Here is a 24010-nt window from a genome sequence, read left to right as displayed (position 1 = left end):
GAAGCCATTGATGATAGAAGCCGATCGTCTGTTAGGAGCTGGTGCAAACCGCGAAGATGAGCTGATTGACCGTGCCATCCGGCCAAAGACGCTGGCCGATTACACCGGTCAGGCGCATGTGCGGGAGCAAATGAGTATCTTCATTGAAGCCGCCCGTGGCAGGGGAGAGCCGCTTGACCACTTGCTGATCTTCGGACCGCCGGGTTTGGGGAAAACCACCCTGGCAATGGTTGTGGCCAATGAAATGGGAGTGAATATTAAAAACACCTCCGGGCCTGTGCTGGAAAAAGCCGGCGATCTGGCGGCACTGTTAACCAACCTTGAACCTAATGATGTGCTGTTTATTGATGAAATTCACCGTTTAAGTCCAGTGGTGGAAGAGATTTTATACCCGGCGATGGAAGACTATCAGCTGGATATCATGATTGGCGAAGGGCCGGCGGCGCGTTCTATCAAACTGGATTTGCCTCCTTTTACGCTGATTGGTGCCACCACCCGTGCCGGTGCACTGACGTCGCCGCTGCGCGACCGTTTTGGCATAGTCCAGCGGCTGGAATTTTATAAAACCGACGAGCTGGCACAAATTGTCAAACGTTCAGCCCATTTCCTTAATCTGGAGCTGGACCTGGCGGCGGCCACTGAAGTCGCCCGTCGTTCCCGCGGTACACCGCGTATTGCCAACAGATTATTGCGCCGGGTGCGTGATTATGCGCAGGTGAAATCCAATGGTCAGGTCACCGTTGAAGTCGCATCAGCTGCTTTGCATATGGTGGATGTGGACGCTCAGGGCTTTGACTATATGGATAAAAAGCTGATGCTGACCATTATCGAGAAGTTTGCTGGTGGTCCGGTTGGCCTGGAAAACCTGGCGGCAGCCATTGGTGAAGAAAAAGAAACCATTGAAGATGTGATTGAACCCTTCCTGATCCAGCAAGGATTTATTCAGCGCACGCCACGTGGTCGTATCGTGTCCGCTGCAGCCTACAAACATTTTGGTTTTGATTTACCGCAACAGGACTAACACAAGCGAACGCCGTTTAGTCCGGGAAAGGCGCATCGGTATGCGCTTTTTTGCGTCGACAGATTTTAGTTAAAAAAAAGCCCGCTAACAGCGGGCGAATGCAACAAGTTGAAGTAAATCTTCAAAATCCAGGGAACATGTTGAGAGAGCAACATAACGGTCTGCTACAGACCAGTCACATCACCATGTATTCTTCACTACATCAGCAGGGCTGACGTTGCGCTAGTTCAGAACACGAGCGCATTGTAGGAAGTTAGTGCAATTACTTCAAACGAGAAAAACTTTACTTCGGCATTAGTTTTACTTATCTGAATAAAAATTCTGATTGTGTGAATTCTGAGCTTGCATACTGTTTTATTGGGGCTCTAGCCGTCTGTCTGGCTGGAATGCACCTTAATAGAGCGGGGTAGGTATTAATAATTCTTGTGACGACTTGGCTCTGGTGACTCATGCTGTCATTCATCGACAATTTATGTGGTTTTATCGTTGCAATGAAACTTTTGCCGGTTAACTGGCCTCTTTATCCTCAGAATGGAAAACTGAAGCCTTCAGCAAAATAAATATTTTTGATTCGGGGGCTTGTCGGCCTGTTGAGTTCGCCACAGGCCTCAAATATCATAGCGCGCAATTTGGACGGCAAAACGGCCTTATGTCAGAGACCCATCAGCTAGACATCAGAGTGTACTACGAAGATACAGATGCAGGTGGCATAGTGTATTATGCTAACTATCTGAAATTCTTTGAAAGAGCCCGAACTGAATGGTTACGAACACTGGGTGTTGAGCAGGATGTACTGCTCGCTCAGGACCTGGCTTTTGTGGTTCGCAAAGTGCTGATGGATAACAAAGCACCTGGACGTTTTAACCAGTTGCTGACTGTGCGTAGCGAAATACGGCAGTTAAAAAAAGCCAGTCTGGTATTCTGGCAAGAAATTTATAATGAAAACGCAGACTTACTCTGTTCAGCTGAGGTTAGTATTGCGTGTGTCAAATTATCATTAATGAAAGCGAGTGCAATACCTCGCGACATTTTAGAGGTGTTATCTGGTGGCAACGGGCGGACTTTCGGTAGTTGATTTAATTCTTCATGCAAGCTGGGTGGTTCAGATTGTGATGCTGATCCTGGTTTCAGCGTCCGTGATGTCCTGGGCCATGATTATCCAGCGTAATAAAGTGCTGAAGCAGGCCTCTGAAGACACAGTGAAATTTGAAGACAAATTCTGGTCAGGCGTGGATTTATCCAAACTGTACAACGAAGTCAGTGCACGCACCGCGGTTACTGGCCTGGAAGCCCTGTTTAAATCGGGCTTTAAAGAATTTGCCCGCCTGCATAAAAGCAGCCGTAACGCAGCTTCCGTCATGGAAGGCACACAAAGGGCGATGCGTGTGGCGCTGTCACGTGAAGTAGAGCGTCTGGAAAAGAGCCTGGCCTTTTTAGCGACTGTCGGTTCAATCAGCCCTTATATCGGTCTGTTTGGTACCGTATGGGGTATTATGAATTCATTTATTGCATTAGGTGCGGTGCAACAAGCGACACTGGCGATGGTGGCTCCAGGTATCGCAGAAGCGCTGATTGCGACTGCCATTGGTCTGTTTGCAGCGATTCCCGCTGTTATTGCCTACAACAAGTTTTCGCATAAAGTGGAGCAGCTGGAAAATGCTTACGCCAACTTTGTCGAAGAGTTTGCCAACATTCTGCATCGTCAGGCTGTAGCCAGTGGAGAAGCCAACTGATGTACGTGCGTAAAAAACGTCGTATGGTCGCTGAAATTAACGTCGTACCTTATATCGACGTGATGTTGGTATTGCTGATTATTTTTATGGTGACCACTCCTATTATCACCCAAGGGGTGCATGTGGAGTTGCCGAAATCAGAGGCTGAACCCATCGAGCAGATGAAAGATGGCAAAACGCCATTGGTTGCTACTGTAGACGAAGGTGGTTTGTACTACTTCGAAAAAGACGGCAATAACAAAGGGCCTTTCACTGCCCAGGAGTTACAGTCTGAAGTGGCAGCGACCTTACAGGTCGAACCAGGCACTCAGGTGATCATTAAAGGTGATGGCCGGGTCAATTATGCCGCCATCATTCAGCTGCTGAACTTATTAAAACAAGCCGGTGCTCCTGCAGTGGGTTTAATGACTGAGGACGTGGAGTCTAACTGATGGATCCGGCGTTTAAACGGTCGCTTATTATTTCTGCCGGTTTACATCTGTTACTGGTGGTGCTGTTGGTAGCGAACTTTAGTTTTTTTCGCAGTGAAGAAGTATTGGTGATGCCTATGCCTGGTGATATGGCTGCGGCTGTACCACTGAAAGCGACGACTGTGGATAAATCTGCTTATGAAGAGCAGGTGAAAGAAATTAAAGAAAAGAAAGAACAAGAACGTAAAACAGAAGAGCGTAAACAAAAACAAATCGAAGAAGATAAACGGCGCGTCGAGCGCGAAAAGCGTCAGGCGGAGCAAGAGAAAAAGCAACAAGAGTTGGAAAAGAAAAAGCAGGAACAGGAAAAGAAACTGGCTGCAAAGAAAGCCGCGGATGAAAAGAAACGCAAAGACGCTGAAGCTGAGAAGCAGAAAAAACTAGATGCTGAGAAAAAGAAAAAAGATCAGGAAAAGAAAAAGCAGCAGGAACTAGAGAAGAAAGAAAAAGAAAAGGCAGCGAAAGAAAAAGCCGCCAAAGAAAAAGCCGAAAAAGAAAAAGCGGAAAAAGAAAAACGTGAGCGTGACGCCGCAGAAGAAATGATGCAAGAACAAATGGAAGCTGAAGCTGAAGCTCGTCGTGCAGCCAAAGCCGGTCAGATCCTGACGGAAAAGCAGCGTTATCTGGCAATGATTGTGGCGAAAATCCAGCAAAACTGGTTTGTGGATGACACCATGCGTGGCAAAGAATGCCGGGTGAATATTCGCCTGGCGCCAAACGGGTTTGTAATTTCATCCACTGTGCTGGACGGAGACCGGGCTTTATGTGAGTCTGCTATGCGTGCGATCCAGAAAGCCGGTAATTTCCCGATGTCGCCGGACCCGGATGTGTATGATGCACTTAAAGATTTAACGCCAATTTTGAAACCAGAACTGAGATAACAAGATGCTGAAGTTACTAGGAAATACCTTGCTTACTCTGGCGCTGGTGTTGAGCATAAAAGCTCAGGCCAGTAGTTTGGAGATTGTGATAACCGATGGCGTGGACAGTGCGCGGCCTGTGGCAATAGTGCCTTTCACTTTTGAAGGTTCAAATCTGCCAAACCAGCGTATAGCCGATGTGGTATCTGCCGACTTAATGCGCAGCGGTAAGTTTAATCCGTTGGCGGCCAATCGGATGCCGCAGCAGCCAAAAGGCAGCCAGGACATTGATTACCAACGCTGGATGAAACAAGGTGTTGAAGCTGTAGTCACGGGCAGCATTCGTGAAGTAGGCGTGAACCGTTATGTGGTGCGCTTTGAATTGATGGATGTGTTTAAAGGCGCAGGTTCTGCTGGTTCAGGTTCAGCGTTAATTGGTGGTCAATTAACAACAGGTGTCAGTGCAGTACTGGATGCTCGTGAAATCACCATCAGTGGCGATCAGTTCCGTCAATATGCTCATCGCATCAGTGATATCGTCTATGAAAAATTAACTGGTGAACGTGGTGCTTTTTTAACTAAAATAGCCTATGTGTTAGTACGAGACCGTGCAGACTTTAGATATCAATTAGTTGTAGCTGATTATGACGGTGAAAACGAGCAGGTCTTGTTAAGAGCGAAAGAGCCTTTAATGTCGCCGGCCTGGTCGCCTGATGGGACGAAACTGGCTTATGTGACTTTTGAAAAGCGTCAGTCACAGATTTACATTCAGGACATTTACACAGGCCGTCGTAGTATTTTAACCAGCTTTAAGGGCATTAACGGTGCGCCGCGCTGGTCTCCGGATGGCCGCAAAATGGCAATGATGTTGTCAAAAGACGGTAACACTGAAATTTATGTGATGGACATCGCGACCAAAGCACTAAAACGTGTGACTACACACAGAGCCATTGATACTGAGCCGTCCTGGTCACCAGATGGTACCGAGTTATTATTTAGTTCTGAACGTGGCGGAAACCCACAAATTTACAGTGTGAACATTGCGTCAGGTGTTACCAAAAGGGTGACATTTGAAGGGGAAATGAATTTAGCTGCATCTTATACTCCGGACGGTCGTGGTATTGTTATGGTCAACAGAACAAATGGCCAGTATAATATCGCCCGCATGGATGTGGAGAGCCGCTATATGCAAGTGTTGACTCGCACTTATCTGGACGAGTCACCAAGCATTGCGCCTAACGGTTCAATGATAATTTATAGTACTTTGTACGGTTCGACACAAGTACTGGCACTGGTATCTATGGATGGGCGCTTTAAAGCACGGTTACCGGCAGCAAACGGCAGAGTCAAATCTCCGGCCTGGTCACCATTTTTATAAAAAACGAAAATTTGGTTAATCGATATACTAAGGACAACATCATGAACTTGAATAAAGTTTTAAAAGGTTTGTTAGTTGCAGTGCCAGTGTTAACTTTAGCTGCCTGTAGCTCAACTGACGAAGTAGCTGCTACTGATGCAAACACTGGTGCAAACACCAACCAAGTGGTTGAACAAGGCCTGTCTGCTGAAGAGCTGCTGCGTCAGCAACTGGAAGCTCTGCGTCAAGACAACACTATTTACTTCGACTTCGACAAATCAGCTATCCGTCCAGAGTTCGCCTCTGTTCTGGAAGCTCACGCTGCATTCCTGCGTGCCCGCACTAACATCAACGTGACTATCGAAGGTCACACTGATGCTCGTGGCACTCCAGAGTACAACGTAGCCCTGGGCGAGCGTCGTGGTCAGTCAGTTCAACAGTACCTGGCTAACCTGGGTGTTTCTGCTGGCCAAATGTCAGTAGTCAGCTACGGCGAAGAAAAGCCGGCTGTTGAAGGCAATGACGAAGGTGCATGGTCTAAAAACCGTCGCGCTGTTTTAGTTTACTAATCTAACTAACGAAGCAAAGTAGTGAAAAAATCTGTAATTACTGCGCTTTCGGTGATTAGTATTTCCCTGTGGGCAGATCCGGCTCCTGTAGCCGATCTGTCCCGCACGGGCGGTACCACCGTCAAACCCAAATACAATTCCACCGCTGAGCGTATTGAAGCGCTGGAGCGTGTGGTTGAGGCGCGAGCGAATGCTCAGTTGCAAATGCAGCAACAGCTGTCTGCTCTGTTAGATGAAGTGGCTGAATTGCGCGGGGTCACTGAGACACACGCCTACAAACTCGAAGAAATATTGCAGCAACAACGCAATATTTATCAGGAAATGGACAGACGCCTTGGTGGCGGTCAGTCTGCAGCATCCACTCCCCCTGTCACTGCAGCGCCTCCGGCGGCTCAAGAGCCTGCTCCGGGTGGAAACCCTGCAGCTGTGTTGGGTGGACAGAGTTCTGCTGTGGCGGCTGTAGAGCCTGAGCCTGTGGTCACCAGCGACACCTCTGAAGGTGGTGCTTATGAAGCAGCGGTTAATCTGGTTTTAAAAGATCGGAATTACGATGCGGCCATTCCTGCATTTGAACAATTTGTCCGGGAATATCCGGATTCCGGTTACGTGCCGAATTCTTATTACTGGTTAGGGCAGCTGTTTTTTACGAAAAACGAAACCCTCAAAGCGAAGGCGCAATTTGAGCGTGTTGTTTCGCAGTACCCTCAGTCCAGTAAAGCGGCGGACGCTCTGGCCAAGTTAGGTCAGTTAGCGGAACGCGACGGTGATGCGGCAGCAGCCAAGCAGTTTTATCAGCTGCTGGTAAATAAATACCCGCAATCAAAGCCAGCCAAGGCAGCAAAAGCCAAGCTGGATACACTGTAATCACCTGATATAAAAACAACCCCGGCTTAGTCCGGGGTTGTTTTTTTGTGCAGAAAATCAAAAACCTGCCAAAGTTGAAAAGACGTCTGCTGGCTTTTTCAGCAAACAGTCAAAGAAAAGCGGCTTTCTGGTAATTTTTGGTTGCACTGGCGCTTTAAATAAGTAAGATATGCGTCCGCGGCAGGGGTCATTAGCTCAGCTGGTAGAGCAGCGGACTTTTAATCCGTTGGTCGATGGTTCGAATCCATCATGACCCACCACTTCCGCGACAGGTACACAATCGAATTGGGTCATTAGCTCAGCTGGTAGAGCAGCGGACTTTTAATCCGTTGGTCGATGGTTCGAATCCATCATGACCCACCAGTTCGATTCCCTTGCCTGGGTCATTAGCTCAGCTGGTAGAGCAGCGGACTTTTAATCCGTTGGTCGATGGTTCGAATCCATCATGACCCACCACTTTCTTTGTTTTCTCCTGTTTGGGTCATTAGCTCAGCTGGTAGAGCAGCGGACTTTTAATCCGTTGGTCGATGGTTCGAATCCATCATGACCCACCATCCAAACAGCACCTTACACTGCATCTGATGCCAAAGTTGTGTATAATGCCGCACTTTTTCAAACGCGGGTCAGCATGATGAATCAAGCAATGCAGTTTAATGAACTTGACTATATCTTCCCGAAGAAGCCGTTGCCTTTAAGCACTAGCGATAAAGAGGCTTATAAAGAACGTATCAAAACTCTGTTACAGCAACGTGATGCGGTGCTGGTGGCTCATTACTACACGGATCCAGAAATTCAAGCTCTGGCTGAAGAAACTGGCGGCTGTGTTTCAGACTCGCTGGAAATGGCTCGCTTCGGCAATAAGCACTCCGCCAAAACGCTGATTGTCGCCGGTGTAAAGTTTATGGGCGAAACCGCCAAAATTCTGAATCCGGAAAAAACCGTATTAATGCCAACGCTGGAAGCGACCTGCTCGCTGGACTTAGGTTGCCCGGCAGAACAGTTTAGTGCCTTTTGCGATCAGCACCCGGACCGCGTGGTGGTGGTGTACGCCAATACCTCGGCTGCAGTAAAAGCCAGAGCCGACTGGGTGGTCACCTCATCCATTGCGCTGGATGTGATTGAACACCTGGACAGCGAAGGCAAAAAAATCCTGTGGGGCCCAGACCGTCACTTGGGTGCTTATGTGCAAAAGCAGACAGGCGCGGATATGGTCCTGTGGCAGGGCGCTTGTATCGTACATGACGAGTTTAAAGCCAAAGCGCTGGTGGAGCTGAAAAAGCAGTATCCGAATGCTGCGGTGCTGGTGCATCCGGAATCGCCGGCCAACGTGGTCGATTTGGCCGATGCTGTCGGTTCGACCAGCCAATTAATCAAAGCCAGTCAGACCTTACCTAATGACACCTTTATTGTGGCTACCGACAAAGGCATCTTTTACAAGATGCAGCAGGCAATGCCAGACAAGACCTTTATCGAAGCTCCAACCGGCGGTAACGGCGCCACTTGCCGTAGCTGTGCACATTGTCCCTGGATGGCGATGAACGGCTTACAGGCGATTGAGGCGGCTTTAACGGACGGTGATGGCCACGAAATCTTTGTTGACGAAGCACTGCGTAAGCGGGCTTTACTGCCGCTGGAACGCATGCTGAATTTCGCCAAAGCCAGCCAGGTTCAGGTTAAAGGCAACGCCTGATCGTCATTTGCTGGTATTTTCAGCAAATGACAGACGTCAGGTATTTAGTTGTTGCGAAGCGTGGTGATTTTCAATAGGATAGCCGCGCTTGCTACGGCAAGTTCCGGAGAGGTGGCTGAGTGGCTGAAGGCGCACGCCTGGAAAGTGTGTTTAGGTTAACCCCTAACGAGGGTTCGAATCCCTCTCTCTCCGCCAGATTAAAAACAAAAACCCCAGACGAAAGTCTGGGGTTTTTGTTTTTAATTCGGAGCAGAAAGGCTTTGGTTTGACCCCTTAGTTCGACCAATTCGCCGGGAGCGAATTGGGACGCGCTTTAGCGCGGCCCGCAGGGCCAGCGCCAAGGAAGGCGCTGGCAATCCCTGGGCTGCCGATTCAAACTGGCTAACCCCAGACGAAAGTCTGGGGTTTTTGTTTTTAATTCGGAGCAGAAAGGCTTTGGTTTGACCCCTTAGTTCGACCAATTCGCCGGGAGCGAATTGGGACGCGCTTTAGCGCGGCCCGCAGGGCCAGCGCCAGGGAAGGCGCTGGCAATCCCTGAGGCTGGCAGCAAAAATTCTGTCCTAGGCGCTGCGCCAATCCAAGCCATAATGGCAAAACCATGCCGCTTGCCGGGCAAACCACAGCTCATAAAGACTGACGTCATGGCCAAGGTGTTTTGCCATCAGTGCAAAGCGTAGTGACAACTCGAGAAAGTCCCGATGACGCCAGGCACGGCCCTGATACAGCACCACCAGCTCTGGATGGCTGGCCAGTTGCTGCAATGCCGTGATCCGTTGATGCATCTGAGTCAGTTGTTCAAATTGCCAGTTCGTGCCTTGGTGCATAGCAGTTCTCCAATCCATGGCGCAGGTCAAATAATTGTCAGCGCAGGGTGAATCACTGAAGTTGTACAAAATTTATGCCATAACAGCAGGGCTCAGTCAGCGGGTGTTTTCCAGGCTTTGGCCTAACAGGCGGAAATAGCCCAGCCAGCAATGACTGAGTTGTTCAGTTAATGTGCTATCCGGATAAAGCCCGGCTTTGGCCGTTTCACTTTTTATGGTGCCACTGACCAGAAAACTGTTTTTCTGAGGTTGTCGCTGCAGCAGGTGTTCAAAGGCCCTGGCCGCCAGCTCTTCGGGTTTGGCGTAATAATAAATGCCATGCTGACGGTCAAAGCGGGCGCAGCGTTGCACATAGCCGCTTGGGCTTTGGCCATCTGGTGACAGAAAGAGAGCCTTGAAGCCTGCATTCAAAGCCTGGTTCAGCGGGTGGGGGCGGATGGGGCTATCGCCAAGCCACAGCGTGCTGGAAAATGCCAGTTCGGCCACAGAATGCTGAAACAAATGACGGGCAATATAATGGTCAAAGGCGTGAAACCATTCGTGCGCCAGGCTGCCACCGCCAGCGTTTTTCGCCAGCGCCAGGATGCGCCCCTGTGGCTGGTAAAAAGCACAGCTGCCGGGCTGCCCGCCAATACCAAACTGCAGGCTCAGGCTTTGTTTTAACGAAATTACTTGTGGTGGCACCTGCAGCAATTGCATCAAATCACACAAAGCGTCAAAAAACAGATTGGCCGCCAACTGCTGTTCACTGGCACTGACCCAACGGCCGACTTTCACCGATTGAAAACCAAACAACTTTACGATGTCGAGGAAACTGACGTCCGCACCAGAACGGTGTTCAGGACCGTTGCGAAAATAGGCTTGCTGAATACGGGGAGTCAGGTCAGTCATCAGGTAAATAATTCAATTTCAACCAATTTTTGTTCTGTTAACAGTTTACCCTTATACTGAGCAGACGGCAGCTGCAGGATGTATTTTTATCGCTCTGCAGTAGGGCCTTCCAACACTGAGAAACATTATGTCGTTATTTGAAAATATTCTGGTGATGCTGGCGCTGATCAGCGCAAGTGCGTTCTTTTCCATGTCAGAAATTGCGCTGGCCGCTGCCCGTAAAATCCGCTTAAAGCAACTGGCCGCCGACGGCGAGCCAAGGGCTGCGTTGGTACTCAAGCTGCAGGAAAACCCTGGCAGCTTTATTACAGTGGCGCAAATTGGCCTGAATGCGGTAGCGATACTGGGTGGTATTCTCGGTGAGGCCGCATTTACCCCATCTATTCTGACTGCGTTGCAGCTGATTTCAGACAACCCGCTGATGGAAACTCTGGCCTTTGGCTTGTCGGTGTTTCTGGTCACGTCGTTGTTTATTCTGTTTGCTGATCTGATGCCTAAACGTCTGGCAATGCTATCGCCAGAAAAAGTGGCCATCTCGGTGGTTAATCTGGTGATGCTGCTGCTGGTGTTGGTGAAGCCACTGGTCTGGTTTTTCAACAGTATTGCTAACGCGGTGTTTTACCTCTTTAAAGTGCCGACTATGCAGATAGACCAAATCACGCCGGAAGATATAGTGGCGATGATGGACGAAGGCGCTCAGGCCGGCGTATTGGCGCAGCAGGAACACAAGCTGCTGGAAAACGTGTTTGATATGGATTCCCGCACTGTCACCTCGGCCATGACGGCCCGAGAGAGCCTGATTTATTTCACTTTAAAAGAGTCTGGCGACAGCATTAAAGCCAAAATTGCTGAACACCCGCATGCCAAATTTATTGTGGTGGATGACAGCCTGGATAAAGTGGTGGGTTATGTCGACAGCCGCGATATTCTGATGCAGGTGTTGCATCAGCAGCCAATTAACCTGCTGAAAGAAAACATTATTCATACGCCGCTTATCGTGCCCGACACTTTATCTTTGTACGAAGTGCTGGCACATTTTAAGTCCGGTGGGGTGGATTTTGCCGTGGTGCTGAACGAATACGCACTGACGGTGGGGGTGGTCACGCTGAAAGATGTGATGAGCATCGTGATGGGCGAGCTGGTGTACTCTGACGAAGAGCAAATTGTGCAACGTGACGAAGATTCCTGGTTGGTGGAAGGCTTAACGCCGCTTGATGATGTGATGCGGGTTTTTGATATTGCTGAATTTCCGGATGAAGAAAACTACGAAACCATCGCCGGTTTTATGATGTATATGCTGCGGAAAATTCCGAAACGGACTGACTTTGTGATCTACCAGAACTACAAGTTTGAAGTGGTGGATATCGACAGTTACAAAATTGACCAGCTGCTGGTCACCAAAGTAAAAACCAACGAGTCAGCTGAAGGCTAGAAAACGGCGTGGGGTCAAAACGGCGTGGGGTCAGGTCTTGTATTTTGCATTGCCATGCAAAATACAAGACCTGACCCCACGCCCACTAGGTGAGTTGCGCTATCAGGCTTTTTGTGTGGCCACCCAGTTTTTCACTTTTTGTTCCAGCACCGACATCGGCACGGCTCCACCCAATAACACCAGGTCGTGGAAAGCACGGATATCGAATTTGTCGCCAAGCTCAGTGCGGGCGTACTGGCGCAGTTCCACCAGCTTCAGCATGCCGAGTTTGTAACCCAGTGCCTGGCCTGGCCAGGCCATGTAACGCTCTATCTCTGCTACCACATCCGATTCTGTGGTGCCGGTGGTTTTCGCCATGTACGCTATGGCCTCTTCACGACTCCATTTCTTCGCATGCAAACCGCTGTCGACCACCAGACGGACGGCGCGGAATAATTCGGCTTTCAACCGGCCCAAATCACTGAAAGGGTCGTCCTGATACATGCCCATTTCTTTGGCCACCAGCTCGGAATACAAAGCCCAGCCTTCAATGTAGCTGTTGTAAGGTGCCACACGGCGCAGCAATGGCAGCTGGTCCTGCGCCAGGTTTAACGCGACTTGCCAGTGGTGGCCAGGGTTGGCTTCATGGTAGGTCAGGGTTTTCAGGTCAAATTTGGCATTGGCTTTAATGTCACGCAGGTTAATCCAGTAAATGCCAGGTTTACTGCCGTCGATGGCAGGTGAGCTGTACTGACCACCGACCGCGCTGTCCTGGATCTCGACCGGAATACGGCGTACTTCTACCTCGTACGGCGGTTTGGTGGCAAACCAGTCCGGCATTTTCTCGCCAATTTCTTTGATGTAGTGGTTCAGATCATCCAGCAGTTGCTGGCGACCAGCGTCGGAATCTTCGTACAAAAAGCGCGGTTCATTGTTTAGCTGTGCCATACGCTCGCCGACCGAGCCTGTACTGTAGCCTTCTGCCTTCAGGATCTGATCCATCTCCTGACTGATGCGAGCCACCTCAGACAACCCCAGTTGATGAATTTGTTCCGGGCTGAGCTCTGTGTCACCCAGTTGGCGCACGGACCAGGCGTAGTAGTCAGCGCCGCCTGGTTGAGCCCAGATGCCGGATTCGCTGCTTGCTTTAGGTAATTGCAGGCGCACGCTGACTGCCAGTTTCTGATAACCGGCCTGTACTTGTGCGCTCACCAGCGCTTTAGCTTCAGCCAGATACTGCGTACGCTGGGCGTCGGTCAGTTGCTTCAGACCGCCCAGTTTGCGGGCGAAATCGAGATATAGCACGTTTTGGTTGGCGTCCCCGTTTGCGAAGGAGTCGATAATCACCAATGCACGCTCCAGCAGAATTTTTGGCGCCATCCAGCCGGTATTGGCATCCAGTTCAAATTTCTGCTGCACAGACGCCAGCGCGGCGCCAAATTTTTCCAGGCGGCTTAAGTAATTTTTCGCGTCCTGCTCAGAATTAATTGGGTGCGAGTTTTGCAGTGCACCTGGCATATCGATCACCGGGCCATTGATCTGGTTGACCACAAAGGCTGAGTGGCCCATCCAAGGGTCAATGTAGCCGGCAGCAAAACCTGGCTGACCGGCGTAGTACTGCACTATGTTCAGCATTACGGCTAAGTTTTCGGCTTCTGCAGCACTTTCTGGTGCCGGCAACGCCGCCAGTTGGCTGGCCAGCTGAGTCAGGCGCTGGCGCAGGCCTTGTTCGTTTTCTGAACCGTAATCTTCCAGCTGGGCTGATAAATCTTTGCCTGTTTGTTCTGAAGATAAGCCCAAGCCGGCTGCATTCAGCGCGCGGGCCTGAAACAGGGTGTGCGCAGCCTGTTCGTATAAGGCGGCGGCTGACGGCGCTTGTTGTACCTGGGCGCTGTCACTTTGCCGCGCTGTTTGTGCGACGGTTTGTTTCGGGCTGGGTTCGGAGCACGCGGTCAGGGCTGCACAGACCAATACCGCCAAAGCTGAATACTTCATCACATATCCTGAATTGAATGGGCTAAACCGTCTGTTTTATCCGTTCTATTGATACAAAGCCTCAGACGGCAAGGGGGCTTCAGGGTATACTGAGCAGCAGTCCGGACTCAAGCCAAAGCTATAATGATCGAAAAGAAATCCCGCGCTTTTTACACTGCCAGTTTCGCCCTGTGCCTGGCCGCTGTATTCGTGTTTGCCAACCTGCACTTGCTGCAGCCCCTGCTGCCTGAATTAAGCCGTGATTTTGCATTAAGTCCACTGCAAACCAGCTGGAGCTATGCCATTGGTACCTTAACGCTTGGTGCCTCATTGCTGGTGTACGGCGCACTGTCGGACGCCTTGGGGCGGCGTACTATTTTGTTATGGAGCCTGACCGGTATGGCGCTCAGCACCCTGGCGCTGACTCAGGTGGAATCGTACTCCTCCTTACTGGCATGGCGGGCGGTGCAGGGCTTTTGTCTGGGCGGCTTGCCCGCTGTGGCTATTGCCTATATGGGCGAAGAATTTAGCAAACCTGCCCTGGTGGCGGCTGTAGGTTATTACATCAGCGCCAACTCGGTCGGTGGCATCAGTGGCCGGGTACTGGCCGGCTGGTTTGCTGAACTGAATCACTGGCAGTGGGTGTTTTACCCCATGGCGGCAGGCAGCGCTCTTTGTGTCTGGCTGGTCTGGCGTTATTTACCACGCTCCAGTTATTTCCAGCCAAAGCCGTTCACCTTACAGCAAGCCATGCGCGATAACTGGTTTCACTTGCGTCAACCAGCCTTACTGCTGACTTACCTGATTGGCGGGCTGAATTTCTTTATCTTTTTGAATCAATACACCTTTGTGGCCTTCCGGCTGGCCGAAGCGCCGTATCAGCTGTCCAGCGGCTGGATAGGCCTGTTGTTTCTGACCTATCTGACCGGCACTGTCGGTTCGGCGATTTCCGGCAAGGCGTCCGTGCGGCTGCATCCAGGGCTTGGCATGGCAGTTGGGATTGGCATTATGGTGATGGGTACTCTGCTGACCTTGCTGACGCCGCTTTGGTGCATAGTACTGGGGTTTTTTATCAGTGCCTTTGGTTTTTTCCTTTGTCACTCGTTGGCCAGCGCCTGGGTCAATCATCAGGCGGTGCGGGCCAAAGCCAGTGCCAGCGCGTTGTATCTGGTGTTTTATTATGTTGGCGCCAGCAGCGGCGGGCTTTTTCTGTCGATGTTCTGGCAATGGGCCCACTGGAATGGGGTGGTGCTGGGGTCAGTCGCCGTGTTTTTACTGACGCTGTGGCTTAGCCTGCGGCTACGCCGTTATCCGCAGGTGTTGCACTAAGACCAAGCGAGTGTCGCAGCTGCCGGTACTCTTGCTCCGTCAGCAGGCGGCTCTGGCCTTCGGCCAAAGCGCCAAGCTGTAACTCCCCCAGGCGCTGGCGTTGCAAAAACACCACTTTAAGCCCAACAGCCCGGCTCATGTAGCGAATTTGCCGGTTGAGCCCCTGAGTCAGTTCAATCCGAAAGCCATGCGGTGCTGGCCAGACCCGGCAAGCTTTGGACTGGTACTGATGCGGCCCCACTTGCCAATGGACACCAGCGGCCAGCGCTGCCAGTTGCTGCGCATTTGGCGCTGGTTCTGTCCGCACCAGGTATTCTTTCGGATGCTCAAAATCCGGGTGCAACAGGCGTTGTGTCAATTCTCCGTCATTACTTAACAGCAACAAGCCACAGGAATCTTTGTCCAGCCGGCCGACCGGATGTAACCGTACAGGCAACTGTTGCAGCTGGTGGTAGAGGCTGTCTGATTTGGCAGGATTGAGGTTGCAATCCACACCGGCTGCTTTGTGATAGAGCCAGACTTGTTTGGTGTCTGCCGCAGGCAGCGGCATGCCGTCCAGTAACAGTTGATCGCCGGGAATGATGTGACTGATGTGACTGGCGACGGCGCCGTTGAGTTGCAATCGCCCTTGTTCAATAAGCCGTGATGCCTGGCGGCGTGAGCAGAGCCCTCTGTCCGCCAGGTATTTACACAGCCTTATGCTCATGCGCTGGTTTTAGGCTTCTTTGGCCGAAAGCGGCGCTGAGCTGGTTTTTGTGGCTGACCATTGGCTGCAGCCAGCGCAGCTTTGCCAACGGCAGACATTTCCGGCTTTTTGCCCTGACCGCCTTGACCCTGGCTATGGCCTTGCGATGGGCGACCTGTGCCAGCACGGCCTTTGCCCTGGCCTGAATTCTGGCCATCGGCTTTGCCGCCTTGTTCTGGTTTACGACGCACCGGGCGTGGTGGCCGCGGTGCTGAGGCAATGGCCTGTAACTCGGCCGACAATGGCGCAGGTTTAAAGTCTTTGACCGGCAGTTTCAGACCAATCAGTTTTTCGACTTGTTTCAGCTGCGACTGCTCATCAGCACTGATCAGCGACACCGCCAGGCCTGATTTACCGGCGCGGCCAGTGCGGCCAATGCGGTGCACATAATCAGCAGACGAACGTGGCAGCTCGTAGTTCACCACATAAGGCAGCTGGGCAATGTCGATACCACGGGCCGCTACGTCAGTGGCCACTAATACCTGTAAGCGGTCTTCTTTAAAGTCTTCCAGTGCTTTGGTTCGGGCGTTCTGGCTTTTATTGCCATGCAGCGCGGCGGCACTGATACCAGCACAGACCAGTTGTTCGGTCAGACGGTTGGCCTGGTGTTTAGTTGGCATAAACACCAGCACCTGTTGCCAGCGGTTTTTCTCAATCAGTTCACACAACGCGGCCGTCTTCTGGCCTTTCGGCACCATGTACACCTGCTGGTCAATGCGCTCAACCGTGGTGTTTTCCGGTGTGATCTGAATAGTCAGCGGGTTGTGCAATAAGCCCTGAGTCAGGTCTTTAATTTCGTTGCTGAATGTGGCGGAGAACAACAGGTTCTGCCGCTGCTTTGGCAGCATCGCCAGAATTTTCTTAATGTCGTGAATAAAACCCATGTCCAGCATACGGTCGGCTTCATCCAGTACCAGCATTTGCACCTGGTCCAGTTTCAGCGCGTTTTTGCTGACTAAGTCCAGCAAACGGCCTGGCGTGGCGGTCAGAATATCGACGCCGCCGCGCAGCGCCATCATTTGTGGGTTGATGCTGACACCGCCAAACACCACGTGATGGCGCAGTTTAGGCTGCAGCAACTGGCCGTATTTCTGAATTTGTTGTTCAATCTGAGCGGCCAGTTCACGGGTTGGCGTCAGGATCAGCGCGCGGGTCGGCCGCGGTCGTAACACCGGCTGGCCAGACAGCATTTCAAGAATAGGCAGCACGAAGCTGGCGGTTTTGCCGGTACCTGTCTGAGCGGCAGCCAATAAGTCCCGTTTGCTCAGGACCGCTGGGATCGCTTGCTGCTGAATTGGCGTGGGTTGGGTGTAACCTGCGGCGGCAACCGCCTCGACTAACGCGGGCTGAAGGCCCAATGCTTGAAACGACATAAAGTTCTCAGTTAAGGGCCTGTTCGGCCACATGCCGCGGGGCGGCGTTAAAAAGGCGCGCATTGTAGCGCCAAGCAGCGGTTCAGGCCAGTGCTTGTGGTTGTTTTTTGCGCAGTTTATGCAAATGCCAGTTGTCCCAGCTTGCATAAACCCATACCAACGGAGCCAAACTGGTCGCCACGCACCACAGGAACGTCCGGTAAAAGTTGCTGCAGTAAGGGCGCAATACCAGGAATGGCGGACGAGCCTCCTGTGACAAACACGGCGTCTGGGCGGCTTTGGGCGCCTTGCAGACAGTCCTGAATCAACCGGCCAATGCCAGCCAGTTCCTGATACAGCGCTTCGGTCAGTTGCTGCTGACTGAGCTGCTGCGCCAGACCTGCTTCCACCCGGTCCAGCACCACCTGCACTTGCGGCTGCTGGGTTAAGGCAATTTTGGCCTGTTCAGCCTGCTGGTTCAGGTAATAACTTAAATGCTGTTGCCAGACGGTGGAGAAGCGCTGCAGCAAATCGGGCTGCGCGGCTTTTTGTTGCAGCAGTTGCAACTCATCCCAGCTGGCTGGCGCGTAAAAACGCTCCTGGGCATGGATATCAATAATATTGACGGCGTCGCTGAACAAGGAGGCGGGTAGGGGTTTGCCGGTTAAATCCGGGCTTTGCCGGCCAAACAGGCTCATCAGGCCATAAATGCAGAATTTAATATCCATATCGACACCACCAATACGGCGGCCGCTGTGAGCCAGCAAGTCCGGATTACGGTCGAATTTATTGGCCAGTTGTGGGCCGAGCCGAATCAGGCTGATGTCGGTGGTACCACCGCCAATGTCGACCACCAGCACCAGTTGTTCCTGCGCCAGTGTGCGTTCGTACTCCACCGCCGCGGCGACAGGTTCAAAGGCGAACATCACCTCTTCGACGCCAAGTCGGCGGGCGGCTTCACGCAGGATCTGCTCAGCCCTGGCATCGCCGACGGCCTGATCCAGCCCCTGGAAATGCACAGGACGCCCCAGCAGCAGTTGGGTGACTGGTGCGTCCAGCTGCGTGCCAGCCTGCTGCAAAATTTGCTGCAGCAGCAGAGTGGCAACCTGGGTGTAAATCTCGGTCTGAGCAGGCGTGAGCCGGCTACCGAGCATGGATTTGGGTGAACGGATAAAAATGCCACCCAGTGGGTCATGACTGTAACGCTGGTGCGCAGCCTTGCCAATCAACACTTGTTGCTGTTGGCGCAGCAAGGCGGTCAGGCTGCCGGACAAGTAGGCTTCATCATCGTCTGGGTCCCGTTGTCGCTCAATATAAAGCGCTGAGCTCAGATAACGGCTGCCGTCCTGTTCCAGCTGCAACAACTGCGGCTGGTGGTGCAGCATAAAACCTGCAGCACAATTCGAGGTGCCAAAATCTACGGCAAGGTAACGCGACATAAGTCAAACTCCGGCGAAAAAGGCCGGCGAGTATAGCTAATTTGTTGGGGCGGGTGAACCGAGCAGTTTGAGGATAAAGCCCAACGCTTCTGGTGAGCGGTACGAGTTATGGCTGGACTGCACAATAAGTTGTTGCTCTGCTTTGGGTTGGTGCGCACTTAAATAAGGCACTACACCGTCACTGAGTTGGCTGCAACTTTTGGTATCAAAGCAGTACAGCGCACCTTCACTGCCAACAATGGAATACACCGGGCGTTGATACGGCAATTGATTCAGCCCTTGCAGCAATGGGTGTGAAGGCGACAGCGCCTGCACGGAATTCGGACCGCCAGAGACGAAATAAGGCTGCATAGCCGGAGTTAGCTGATTGATGCCTATTTTGTCGAGCAGTTGGCGGAACATCGTCAGAAAATTGCCCGGCAAGGTAATAAAAGCCGAGGTTAAGCGCCCAAGTAATGACTCCGACATTTCTGAGCCGCCATGTGGGGTGTCGAGGAAGATGACTTTATCGACATAAGGGCGGGCACTGAATAAAAAGATATCCCGTACCTGGTTCAGTTGCTCAGCGGAAGCGCCCAGCTGCTGCGGGCGTTTGATAAAAGTGCGGTCCCATAACTCATAACCTGAGTTCTGAATAAAGGTCTTGCTGATAATACCGCCCATACTATGGCCAACGATCACCATCTGCTGTAATTCAGGGCTGCACTGCTGTTGTTGCAAACGCGCCAGCAATTCGTCAGTTTTTTTTCGCATCCGCATCGCATTGTAAAAAGGTGGCGGGCCCGACGGATAAAAGGCGTGCCAGATTTGGTAGCGCTCAGCAAGCGCCGGGTTTTGCAAAATAGCCAGACTCAGTTCAAACCAGATCACCGGGCTGGAGTTTAAGCCATGGATCATCAGGATCGGGATTTTATGCGCAGACAGCGGGGTGACGCTGAATACGCCATAACGCTCGTCGCTGTCAGCGGCGCTGAACAGGCCGCTCAGTTCAAAGTCCATCACTTTGGCATGTTGCATCAGCCACAGGTAACTGGCTGCGGCGTCAAAACGTAAGCCTGTTAAGGGCAGCTGTTTTAGTTGGTGCTCGTCATAGGCGCGGAAAAACAGCTTAATTTGCTGATCTTCGCCAAACTCCATTCTGTCCAGCAGCACTGTATAAGAGCGGTAAACACCTTCGGGTGGATAGTTCAGGTCCTCAGGCCGGTCTGAGCGATCTCTGGCCGCGACTATACTGACGCCAAGGCCGTTGGTCGGTGGCTGGTATTCTGCGCGGTCTGAGCTGAATAACGAGGTGGGCCACCAGTCGGTCATACTGGCTCCGGTTTCATCGACAACATGCAGTAGCTCCAGTCGCAGCGCCGGTCTACTAAGTTTTTTCCGCGGGTGCAGCTGCAACAGCAACTGATTCAGGCTTTGGTTGTACAACGATACCGCCTGGTTTTTTTCGTCGGCACTGTGCGTCACAGGCAGCCAGAGCGCGGCACAGCTTAATTGGCGCAGCGCCCGGTTGGCACTTTTTTCCGGCAGCAGGGCCAAGTCCATGCAGTGGCTACTGAGCTCTTCTGGGCTAAGTTGCTGCATGGCGGCATATTGATAGGCAAATAGCTGATTGGCTTCCAGAGCCTGTTGGGTCGAGGGTAATAAACGTAAAAAATGCGGGCTGCTGCAGGCGCCTAGCAAGGAAGACAGCAAAAGTAACAGCACAAGGCGCAGCATAAGGCATTGGCTCTTCTGGGGTTTAACGGTAGTCTGTCAGAGGAAAGTGCTGATTTACAACTGAAATTTTTTTTTTTGCATGGCTTTAAACCATTCGAAGTGGCTGCAACGACTAACGCTTCAGAACTCAGATAAATTCAGGCATGGAATGACCCTTACAGTGACCAAAGCAGATCTGGACCCAGAGCAGGACTGGATCCACGCCGCGAAAGCCGGTGACCGGCAGGCGTTTTATCTGCTGTATCAAAAGTATCATCGCAGGGTCTATGCGGTTGCGTTGCGTCTGTTGCAAGACAAAGCCAAAGCGGAAGACGCCTGTCAGGAAGTGTTTGTGAAGGTGTGGCAGCAACTCAGTTGGTTTCGTGGCGACAGCAGTTTTGCCACCTGGTTACACAGTATCAGTACCCGCACGGCGGTGGATTTATGGCGTAAAGACCGTGAATCCAGGCGGTCTACCGACGAGATGCCGGAAATCGCCATTGAAGCGCCTGCAGATACCAGCGATTTGGATGCTCTGATCCAACGCTTACCGGATCAGGCGCGGGCCGTGTTTGTGCTCTTTGCGCTGGAAGGCTTCCAGCATAATGAAATAGCCGCTTTATTGGGTATTGCTGAAGGCAGCTCAAAATCGCAGTATCACAGAGCGCGTCAGTTATTACGGGGGTGGTTAGATGAAAACCGAACAGCAGCTGGATGATTTAATTGCCGCCTTGCCGCAGGAGCTGGCACCAGAGCGCGATTTATGGCCGCAGCTGGAGCAACGTCTGCAGGCCCAGCTGGAGCCTGGCCAAGCGGAGCCAACCCAAAAACGCAGTTGGCAGAACTGGTGGCCTATGGCCAGTGCTGCTTCATTAGTGCTGGCATTTTTGTGGTGGGGGCAGGGCGAAGCGCCCAGTCAACTGGCTAACCTGCCCGGCGCAGCCGTGCCTGAGGCGACAGCCGCCGCTCCGGTATTTGCAGACGCCGCTACCGCCATCAGTTTTCAGTATCAGCAGGCCAAAGCGCAGCAGCTGGCCACGCTGACCAGGGTCAGCCCGGTGTTTGCAGACTGGCAACAGCAGTTGGGCTACTGGGACAACGCGATCAGTCAGGTGCAGATGGCATTGGAATACAACCCGAATGATGCAGGTTTATTAAAACAGTTACGTTCGCTGTATAACCAACAGCAACAGTATTTACAAAAAGTGGTCCAGTCGGGCCTGGTGTAACAGGAGTAAAAAATGAAACATTATCTGGTTGTGACAGGCTTGGTATTCGCAATGTCTCAGGCGTGGGCTGCAGAGTCGATCAACGAAAGCAGAGCCGTAGCTGCCAATGAAAAAATCTTTATCGAAAACATGCGGGGTTATGTCGAAATCCGTGCGGTGGACGCCAAAGAATTTAAGGTATCCGGCACACTGGACGAAAAGGCGGATGGCTATACGCTGGAATCCAAAAATGGCTTTACCACCTTTAAAGTCAAAATGCCGACCTTTAATAACTTTAATGGCGGGGACAACGACCAAGGCTCCAAACTGACCATCGACGTGCCCAAAGGGGCAGAGCTGGAGTTTCAGGGCGTCAATTCTGATGTCACCGTCAAAGGCATTCAGGGCAGTACCAAAATTACCAGCGTAAACGGTAAGGTGGATGCCTCCGCACTGCGTCAATTTGTGCAGCTGCAAACAGTCAATGGCGAAATTGACAGTCGCGACAATCAGGGCAAAGTCAGTATCAGCACGGTCAATGGCGCCATTAAAGACACTGGTTCAGCCGGCCGGCTGGAGCTGGACGCAGTCAATGGCGAAATCAGCAGCAGCACCACAGCCAAAGAAGTGCGGGTCTCGGTGGTGAATGGTGAAGCGGACCTGAAACTGGATGGCGTCGAGCAGCTTTCTATGAGTGCGGTCAATGGTGGTCAGGAAGCCCAGTTGAAAAATTCATTGTCACCGCGGGTTGATGTTTCTACTGTCAGTGGTGGCATCAAGCTGACGCTGGAGAAAAATATCAGCGCCAAGTTTAATCTGGTGGCCAATGCCGGTGGCTCTATCCGTAATAATCTGACGTCAGACAAAGCCGAACGCAGCAAATACGGCCCTCGCTCCAGCCTGGAGTTCAGCACAGGCAAAGGGGAAGGCAACGTAGAAATGAGCACAGTGAGTGGCTCACTGAAAGTCGACACCTTCTAATTTGTCCGCCCTTGAAAAGACCCGCTGCGGCGGGTTTTTTTAATTTCGGCTTCTCCTATCCTTCAATCGATGGATCAGCTGGTGCTTGTGGATAATTTTCCCGGCCAGGTTTTGGCAATCCCTCAATTGTGTCGTGTTGCTGCTGAAATGTTAAAAGCTGTGATTAAGTGTCGGTTCTGGTAAAAACGCTAGGTTTTTCAACAGCCCATCAATACTCTCAGACCCGAATGTTAACTTTGGTAAAGAGAGAAACCAATGAACTTAAAGACTCAGGGGATCCGGCTGGTAGTGCCGCTGTTGTCGGCTTTGGTACTGGCTGCTTGTGGTGGCAGTAGCTCAGACAGCAACGAAGAAGGCTTTAATAAAAGCTATATCCAGTTTTACAACGGTGCCGCCAATAGCGCCAATACGTCACTGACAGTGAAAGACACAGCAGCGGGCACGGCCACTTTTGGTGATGCGTCCAATATGCTGACCATCGACCCGGGCTCGTACACCTATCAGCTGAAAAATGCGCAAAGCTCAGCGCTGATCAAAGAAGCTACCCTCGACCTGAAACAGTCGGAAAAAACCTTACTGGTGATGACTGGCGACGTGGCCAACCCGACTATTCTGAGCCTGGTGCACAAACGCGAAGAAAGTTTTGACGACCAGTTCCGCGCCTTTTCCGCCAACCTGTCGGTGAACTACAAAAATGTCGATTTGTACACTGCAGGCGAAAATGAAGACTTCAGCAAAGCGGTGTTGCTGGAATCGCTGTCAGACAAAGAGCTGACCAGCACAGGCAAAATGATTAAACGGGGCAAGCTGAAGTTGTTCCTGGCGGTGACAGGGCAAACCACGCCATTTTTTGAATCTGCCGCCTATGACTTCAAATACACCACCAGTTATGTGCTGATTGTGCGTGACAAAATTGGTCCGATGCAGCAACAGGTGGCGGTAGATATTCTGCTGAATTCCACTACGGTCGAAAGCCTGGAACACAAAGACGCCAAAGGCCAAATTCGTATTTACAACAGCCTGGATAACCAGCAGGGGCAAATTGCCATTAACAACCTGCCAGTAGCCGATTTGCAGCAAGACAGCCTGACGCCATACCTGGAGTTCAGCAAAGGCGACTACAGTATTTCGGTGCTCAACGAGCAGAATCAATTACTGCTGAACAACGTGCTGCTGACGGTCAACTCAGGCCAAACCAAAGCTGTGGCCTTGTTTAAAGATGCCGACAATAAAGTAGGCCTGGTGAATTTTGTTGAGCGTAACCTGCCGCAAATTCATGAGCATGAAGTGAATGTGCTGAACCTGATTCCAGACTTTAAAAACCTGCATTTCTACTTTGTCCGTGCCAACGAGACCATCGAAACCGCGCGTTACCATGTCAAAGCGCTGGAGTTTAAAAAGCAGCAGGCTGTCACATTGCCTGATGATTTGTACTCTATTTCGCTGGTTCAGGTGGCTGACAACGGCACCATCAGTCTGCTGGATAAAACAGCGCTGCTGGAGTTTGTCGACGGCGCCAACTATATCCTGACGGCAGAACCATCTGCCCAGGCACCAAGTGGTTATAAAATTAATCTGGTGAAATAAATCACCCGCA

General features: G+C 51.6%; 22 protein-coding genes and 5 tRNA genes. 20 read left to right on the top strand and 7 right to left on the bottom strand.

The annotated features are described in order from the left end of the window. Positions 1 to 10: 10 nt before the first annotated feature. The 14 genes from ruvB (at position 11) to ACFO3I_RS06800 (ending at position 8759) form a co-directional block, all read left to right on the top strand. The gene (ruvB, locus tag ACFO3I_RS06865) at positions 11 to 1021 is read left to right on the top strand and encodes a Holliday junction branch migration DNA helicase RuvB (RefSeq protein ID WP_377332804.1); all 1011 of its coding nucleotides are present in this window, start codon (positions 11 to 13) and stop codon (positions 1019 to 1021) included. A 649-nt stretch (positions 1022 to 1670) separates the two neighbouring features. Further along, positions 1671 to 2096 (top strand): tol-pal system-associated acyl-CoA thioesterase, encoded by a 426-nt coding sequence (gene ybgC, locus ACFO3I_RS06860; RefSeq protein WP_377332802.1) that lies wholly within the window; start codon positions 1671 to 1673, stop codon positions 2094 to 2096. A 37-nt stretch (positions 2097 to 2133) separates the two neighbouring features. Further along, on the top strand, positions 2134 to 2754 hold the full coding sequence (gene tolQ, locus ACFO3I_RS06855) for a protein TolQ (protein WP_377333451.1): 621 nt from the start codon (positions 2134 to 2136) through the stop codon (positions 2752 to 2754). Further along, positions 2754 to 3185: a protein TolR gene (tolR, locus tag ACFO3I_RS06850; RefSeq protein WP_337840530.1), complete on the top strand. Its 432-nt coding sequence runs from the start codon at positions 2754 to 2756 to the stop codon at positions 3183 to 3185. The genes tolQ and tolR overlap by 1 nt, the downstream gene beginning before the upstream one ends. Next, positions 3185 to 4105: a cell envelope integrity protein TolA gene (tolA, locus tag ACFO3I_RS06845; protein ID WP_377332801.1), complete on the top strand. Its 921-nt coding sequence runs from the start codon at positions 3185 to 3187 to the stop codon at positions 4103 to 4105. The genes tolR and tolA overlap by 1 nt, the downstream gene beginning before the upstream one ends. Before the next feature lie 4 nt (positions 4106 to 4109). After that, positions 4110 to 5462, top strand: coding sequence for a Tol-Pal system beta propeller repeat protein TolB (gene tolB, locus ACFO3I_RS06840; protein WP_377332800.1), 1353 nt, complete (start codon positions 4110 to 4112; stop codon positions 5460 to 5462). 41 nt (positions 5463 to 5503) lie between these two features. Next, positions 5504 to 6010, top strand: coding sequence for a peptidoglycan-associated lipoprotein Pal (pal, locus tag ACFO3I_RS06835; protein WP_337840527.1), 507 nt, complete (start codon positions 5504 to 5506; stop codon positions 6008 to 6010). Positions 6011 to 6031: 21 nt separating this feature from the next. Then, on the top strand, positions 6032 to 6874 hold the full coding sequence (ybgF, locus tag ACFO3I_RS06830; protein WP_377332799.1) for a tol-pal system protein YbgF: 843 nt from the start codon (positions 6032 to 6034) through the stop codon (positions 6872 to 6874). Positions 6875 to 7058: 184 nt separating this feature from the next. Then, a tRNA-Lys gene (locus ACFO3I_RS06825) sits at positions 7059 to 7134 on the top strand. A 27-nt stretch (positions 7135 to 7161) separates the two neighbouring features. Further along, positions 7162 to 7237, top strand: a tRNA-Lys gene (locus tag ACFO3I_RS06820). A gap of 17 nt (positions 7238 to 7254) precedes the next feature. Continuing rightward, positions 7255 to 7330 (top strand) — tRNA-Lys (locus tag ACFO3I_RS06815). Positions 7331 to 7352: 22 nt separating this feature from the next. Continuing rightward, positions 7353 to 7428: transfer RNA gene (locus ACFO3I_RS06810), tRNA-Lys, on the top strand. Between the two features lie 77 nt (positions 7429 to 7505). Continuing rightward, positions 7506 to 8564, top strand: a complete 1059-nt coding sequence (nadA, locus tag ACFO3I_RS06805) for a quinolinate synthase NadA (RefSeq protein ID WP_377333449.1) — start codon at positions 7506 to 7508, stop codon at positions 8562 to 8564. 105 nt (positions 8565 to 8669) lie between these two features. Further along, positions 8670 to 8759, top strand: a tRNA-Ser gene (locus tag ACFO3I_RS06800). Positions 8760 to 9124: 365 nt separating this feature from the next. On the opposite strand, the gene ACFO3I_RS06795 is transcribed toward ACFO3I_RS06800, so the two are convergent. Then, complete coding sequence (locus tag ACFO3I_RS06795) at positions 9125 to 9388, bottom strand: hypothetical protein (RefSeq protein ID WP_377332797.1); 264 nt, start codon at positions 9386 to 9388, stop codon at positions 9125 to 9127. A gap of 96 nt (positions 9389 to 9484) precedes the next feature. Beyond that, positions 9485 to 10279, bottom strand: a complete 795-nt coding sequence (locus tag ACFO3I_RS06790) for a CLCA_X family protein (RefSeq protein WP_377332796.1) — start codon at positions 10277 to 10279, stop codon at positions 9485 to 9487. Positions 10280 to 10406: 127 nt separating this feature from the next. On the opposite strand from ACFO3I_RS06790, the gene paeA reads away from it, so the two are divergent. Then, positions 10407 to 11711 (top strand): polyamine export protein PaeA, encoded by a 1305-nt coding sequence (gene paeA / locus ACFO3I_RS06785; RefSeq protein ID WP_377332794.1) that lies wholly within the window; start codon positions 10407 to 10409, stop codon positions 11709 to 11711. Between the two features lie 102 nt (positions 11712 to 11813). Here paeA and ACFO3I_RS06780 read toward each other — a convergent pair whose 3' ends face one another. Then, positions 11814 to 13685: a DUF885 domain-containing protein gene (locus ACFO3I_RS06780; RefSeq protein ID WP_377332793.1), complete on the bottom strand. Its 1872-nt coding sequence runs from the start codon at positions 13683 to 13685 to the stop codon at positions 11814 to 11816. A gap of 123 nt (positions 13686 to 13808) precedes the next feature. Between ACFO3I_RS06780 and ACFO3I_RS06775 the strand changes: the two genes are divergently transcribed. Continuing rightward, positions 13809 to 14993 (top strand): MFS transporter, encoded by a 1185-nt coding sequence (locus ACFO3I_RS06775; protein ID WP_377332791.1) that lies wholly within the window; start codon positions 13809 to 13811, stop codon positions 14991 to 14993. Here the strand turns inward: ACFO3I_RS06775 and ACFO3I_RS06770 are convergent. The 4 genes from ACFO3I_RS06770 to ACFO3I_RS06755 form a co-directional block, all read right to left on the bottom strand. Continuing rightward, positions 14953 to 15699: a pseudouridine synthase gene (locus ACFO3I_RS06770; protein WP_377332790.1), complete on the bottom strand. Its 747-nt coding sequence runs from the start codon at positions 15697 to 15699 to the stop codon at positions 14953 to 14955. The two genes, ACFO3I_RS06775 and ACFO3I_RS06770, sit on opposite strands and share 41 nt — an antisense overlap. Further along, entirely contained in the window at positions 15696 to 17111 is a 1416-nt protein-coding gene (locus ACFO3I_RS06765; protein ID WP_377332789.1) for a DEAD/DEAH box helicase, read from the bottom strand. Before ACFO3I_RS06765 ends, ACFO3I_RS06770 begins: the two co-directional genes overlap by 4 nt. Positions 17112 to 17227: 116 nt before the next feature. Next, on the bottom strand, positions 17228 to 18529 hold the full coding sequence (yegD, locus tag ACFO3I_RS06760) for a molecular chaperone (RefSeq protein ID WP_377332788.1): 1302 nt from the start codon (positions 18527 to 18529) through the stop codon (positions 17228 to 17230). A 36-nt stretch (positions 18530 to 18565) separates the two neighbouring features. Then, positions 18566 to 20245, bottom strand: coding sequence for an esterase/lipase family protein (locus tag ACFO3I_RS06755; RefSeq protein WP_377332787.1), 1680 nt, complete (start codon positions 20243 to 20245; stop codon positions 18566 to 18568). A gap of 160 nt (positions 20246 to 20405) precedes the next feature. Here ACFO3I_RS06755 and ACFO3I_RS06750 point away from each other — a divergent pair, with 160 nt between their 5' ends. From ACFO3I_RS06750 to ACFO3I_RS06735, 4 genes are all read left to right on the top strand, one after another. Continuing rightward, positions 20406 to 20942 carry an RNA polymerase sigma factor gene (locus ACFO3I_RS06750; RefSeq protein WP_377332786.1) on the top strand — a complete coding sequence of 179 codons (537 nt, stop codon included), beginning with the start codon at positions 20406 to 20408 and terminating at the stop codon, positions 20940 to 20942. Further along, positions 20917 to 21453 carry a hypothetical protein gene (locus tag ACFO3I_RS06745; RefSeq protein ID WP_377332784.1) on the top strand — a complete coding sequence of 179 codons (537 nt, stop codon included), beginning with the start codon at positions 20917 to 20919 and terminating at the stop codon, positions 21451 to 21453. The genes ACFO3I_RS06750 and ACFO3I_RS06745 overlap by 26 nt, the downstream gene beginning before the upstream one ends. A gap of 12 nt (positions 21454 to 21465) precedes the next feature. Next, positions 21466 to 22413: a DUF4097 family beta strand repeat-containing protein gene (locus tag ACFO3I_RS06740; RefSeq protein WP_377332782.1), complete on the top strand. Its 948-nt coding sequence runs from the start codon at positions 21466 to 21468 to the stop codon at positions 22411 to 22413. Between the two features lie 255 nt (positions 22414 to 22668). Then, positions 22669 to 24000: a DUF4397 domain-containing protein gene (locus ACFO3I_RS06735; protein WP_377332780.1), complete on the top strand. Its 1332-nt coding sequence runs from the start codon at positions 22669 to 22671 to the stop codon at positions 23998 to 24000. The last annotated feature ends 10 nt before the right edge of the window (positions 24001 to 24010 follow it).

The sequence above is a fragment of the Rheinheimera marina genome (assembly GCF_042654345.1).
Lineage (GTDB): Bacteria > Pseudomonadota > Gammaproteobacteria > Enterobacterales > Alteromonadaceae > Pararheinheimera > Pararheinheimera marina.
The sequence above is the reverse complement of the archived record's forward strand: the minus strand, read 5'-3'. Positions and strand labels throughout refer to the sequence as shown.

Excerpts from the sequence above, each read along its gene's own strand:
- ruvB (WP_377332804.1), top strand. The coding sequence starts at position 11 with ATGATAGAAGCCGATCGTCTGTTAGGAGCTGGTGCAAACCGCGAAGAT.
- ybgC (WP_377332802.1), top strand. The coding sequence starts at position 1,671 with ATGTCAGAGACCCATCAGCTAGACATCAGAGTGTACTACGAAGATACA.
- tolQ (WP_377333451.1), top strand. The coding sequence starts at position 2,134 with ATGCTGATCCTGGTTTCAGCGTCCGTGATGTCCTGGGCCATGATTATC.
- tolR (WP_337840530.1), top strand. The coding sequence starts at position 2,754 with ATGTACGTGCGTAAAAAACGTCGTATGGTCGCTGAAATTAACGTCGTA.
- tolA (WP_377332801.1), top strand. The coding sequence starts at position 3,185 with ATGGATCCGGCGTTTAAACGGTCGCTTATTATTTCTGCCGGTTTACAT.
- tolB (WP_377332800.1), top strand. The coding sequence starts at position 4,110 with ATGCTGAAGTTACTAGGAAATACCTTGCTTACTCTGGCGCTGGTGTTG.
- pal (WP_337840527.1), top strand. The coding sequence starts at position 5,504 with ATGAACTTGAATAAAGTTTTAAAAGGTTTGTTAGTTGCAGTGCCAGTG.
- nadA (WP_377333449.1), top strand. The coding sequence starts at position 7,506 with ATGAATCAAGCAATGCAGTTTAATGAACTTGACTATATCTTCCCGAAG.
- ACFO3I_RS06795 (WP_377332797.1), bottom strand. The coding sequence starts at position 9,388 with ATGCACCAAGGCACGAACTGGCAATTTGAACAACTGACTCAGATGCAT.
- ACFO3I_RS06790 (WP_377332796.1), bottom strand. The coding sequence starts at position 10,279 with ATGACTGACCTGACTCCCCGTATTCAGCAAGCCTATTTTCGCAACGGT.
- paeA (WP_377332794.1), top strand. The coding sequence starts at position 10,407 with ATGTCGTTATTTGAAAATATTCTGGTGATGCTGGCGCTGATCAGCGCA.
- ACFO3I_RS06780 (WP_377332793.1), bottom strand. The coding sequence starts at position 13,685 with ATGAAGTATTCAGCTTTGGCGGTATTGGTCTGTGCAGCCCTGACCGCG.
- ACFO3I_RS06775 (WP_377332791.1), top strand. The coding sequence starts at position 13,809 with ATGATCGAAAAGAAATCCCGCGCTTTTTACACTGCCAGTTTCGCCCTG.
- ACFO3I_RS06770 (WP_377332790.1), bottom strand. The coding sequence starts at position 15,699 with ATGAGCATAAGGCTGTGTAAATACCTGGCGGACAGAGGGCTCTGCTCA.
- ACFO3I_RS06765 (WP_377332789.1), bottom strand. The coding sequence starts at position 17,111 with ATGTCGTTTCAAGCATTGGGCCTTCAGCCCGCGTTAGTCGAGGCGGTT.
- yegD (WP_377332788.1), bottom strand. The coding sequence starts at position 18,529 with ATGTCGCGTTACCTTGCCGTAGATTTTGGCACCTCGAATTGTGCTGCA.
- ACFO3I_RS06755 (WP_377332787.1), bottom strand. The coding sequence starts at position 20,245 with ATGCTGCGCCTTGTGCTGTTACTTTTGCTGTCTTCCTTGCTAGGCGCC.
- ACFO3I_RS06745 (WP_377332784.1), top strand. The coding sequence starts at position 20,917 with ATGAAAACCGAACAGCAGCTGGATGATTTAATTGCCGCCTTGCCGCAG.
- ACFO3I_RS06740 (WP_377332782.1), top strand. The coding sequence starts at position 21,466 with ATGAAACATTATCTGGTTGTGACAGGCTTGGTATTCGCAATGTCTCAG.
- ACFO3I_RS06735 (WP_377332780.1), top strand. The coding sequence starts at position 22,669 with ATGAACTTAAAGACTCAGGGGATCCGGCTGGTAGTGCCGCTGTTGTCG.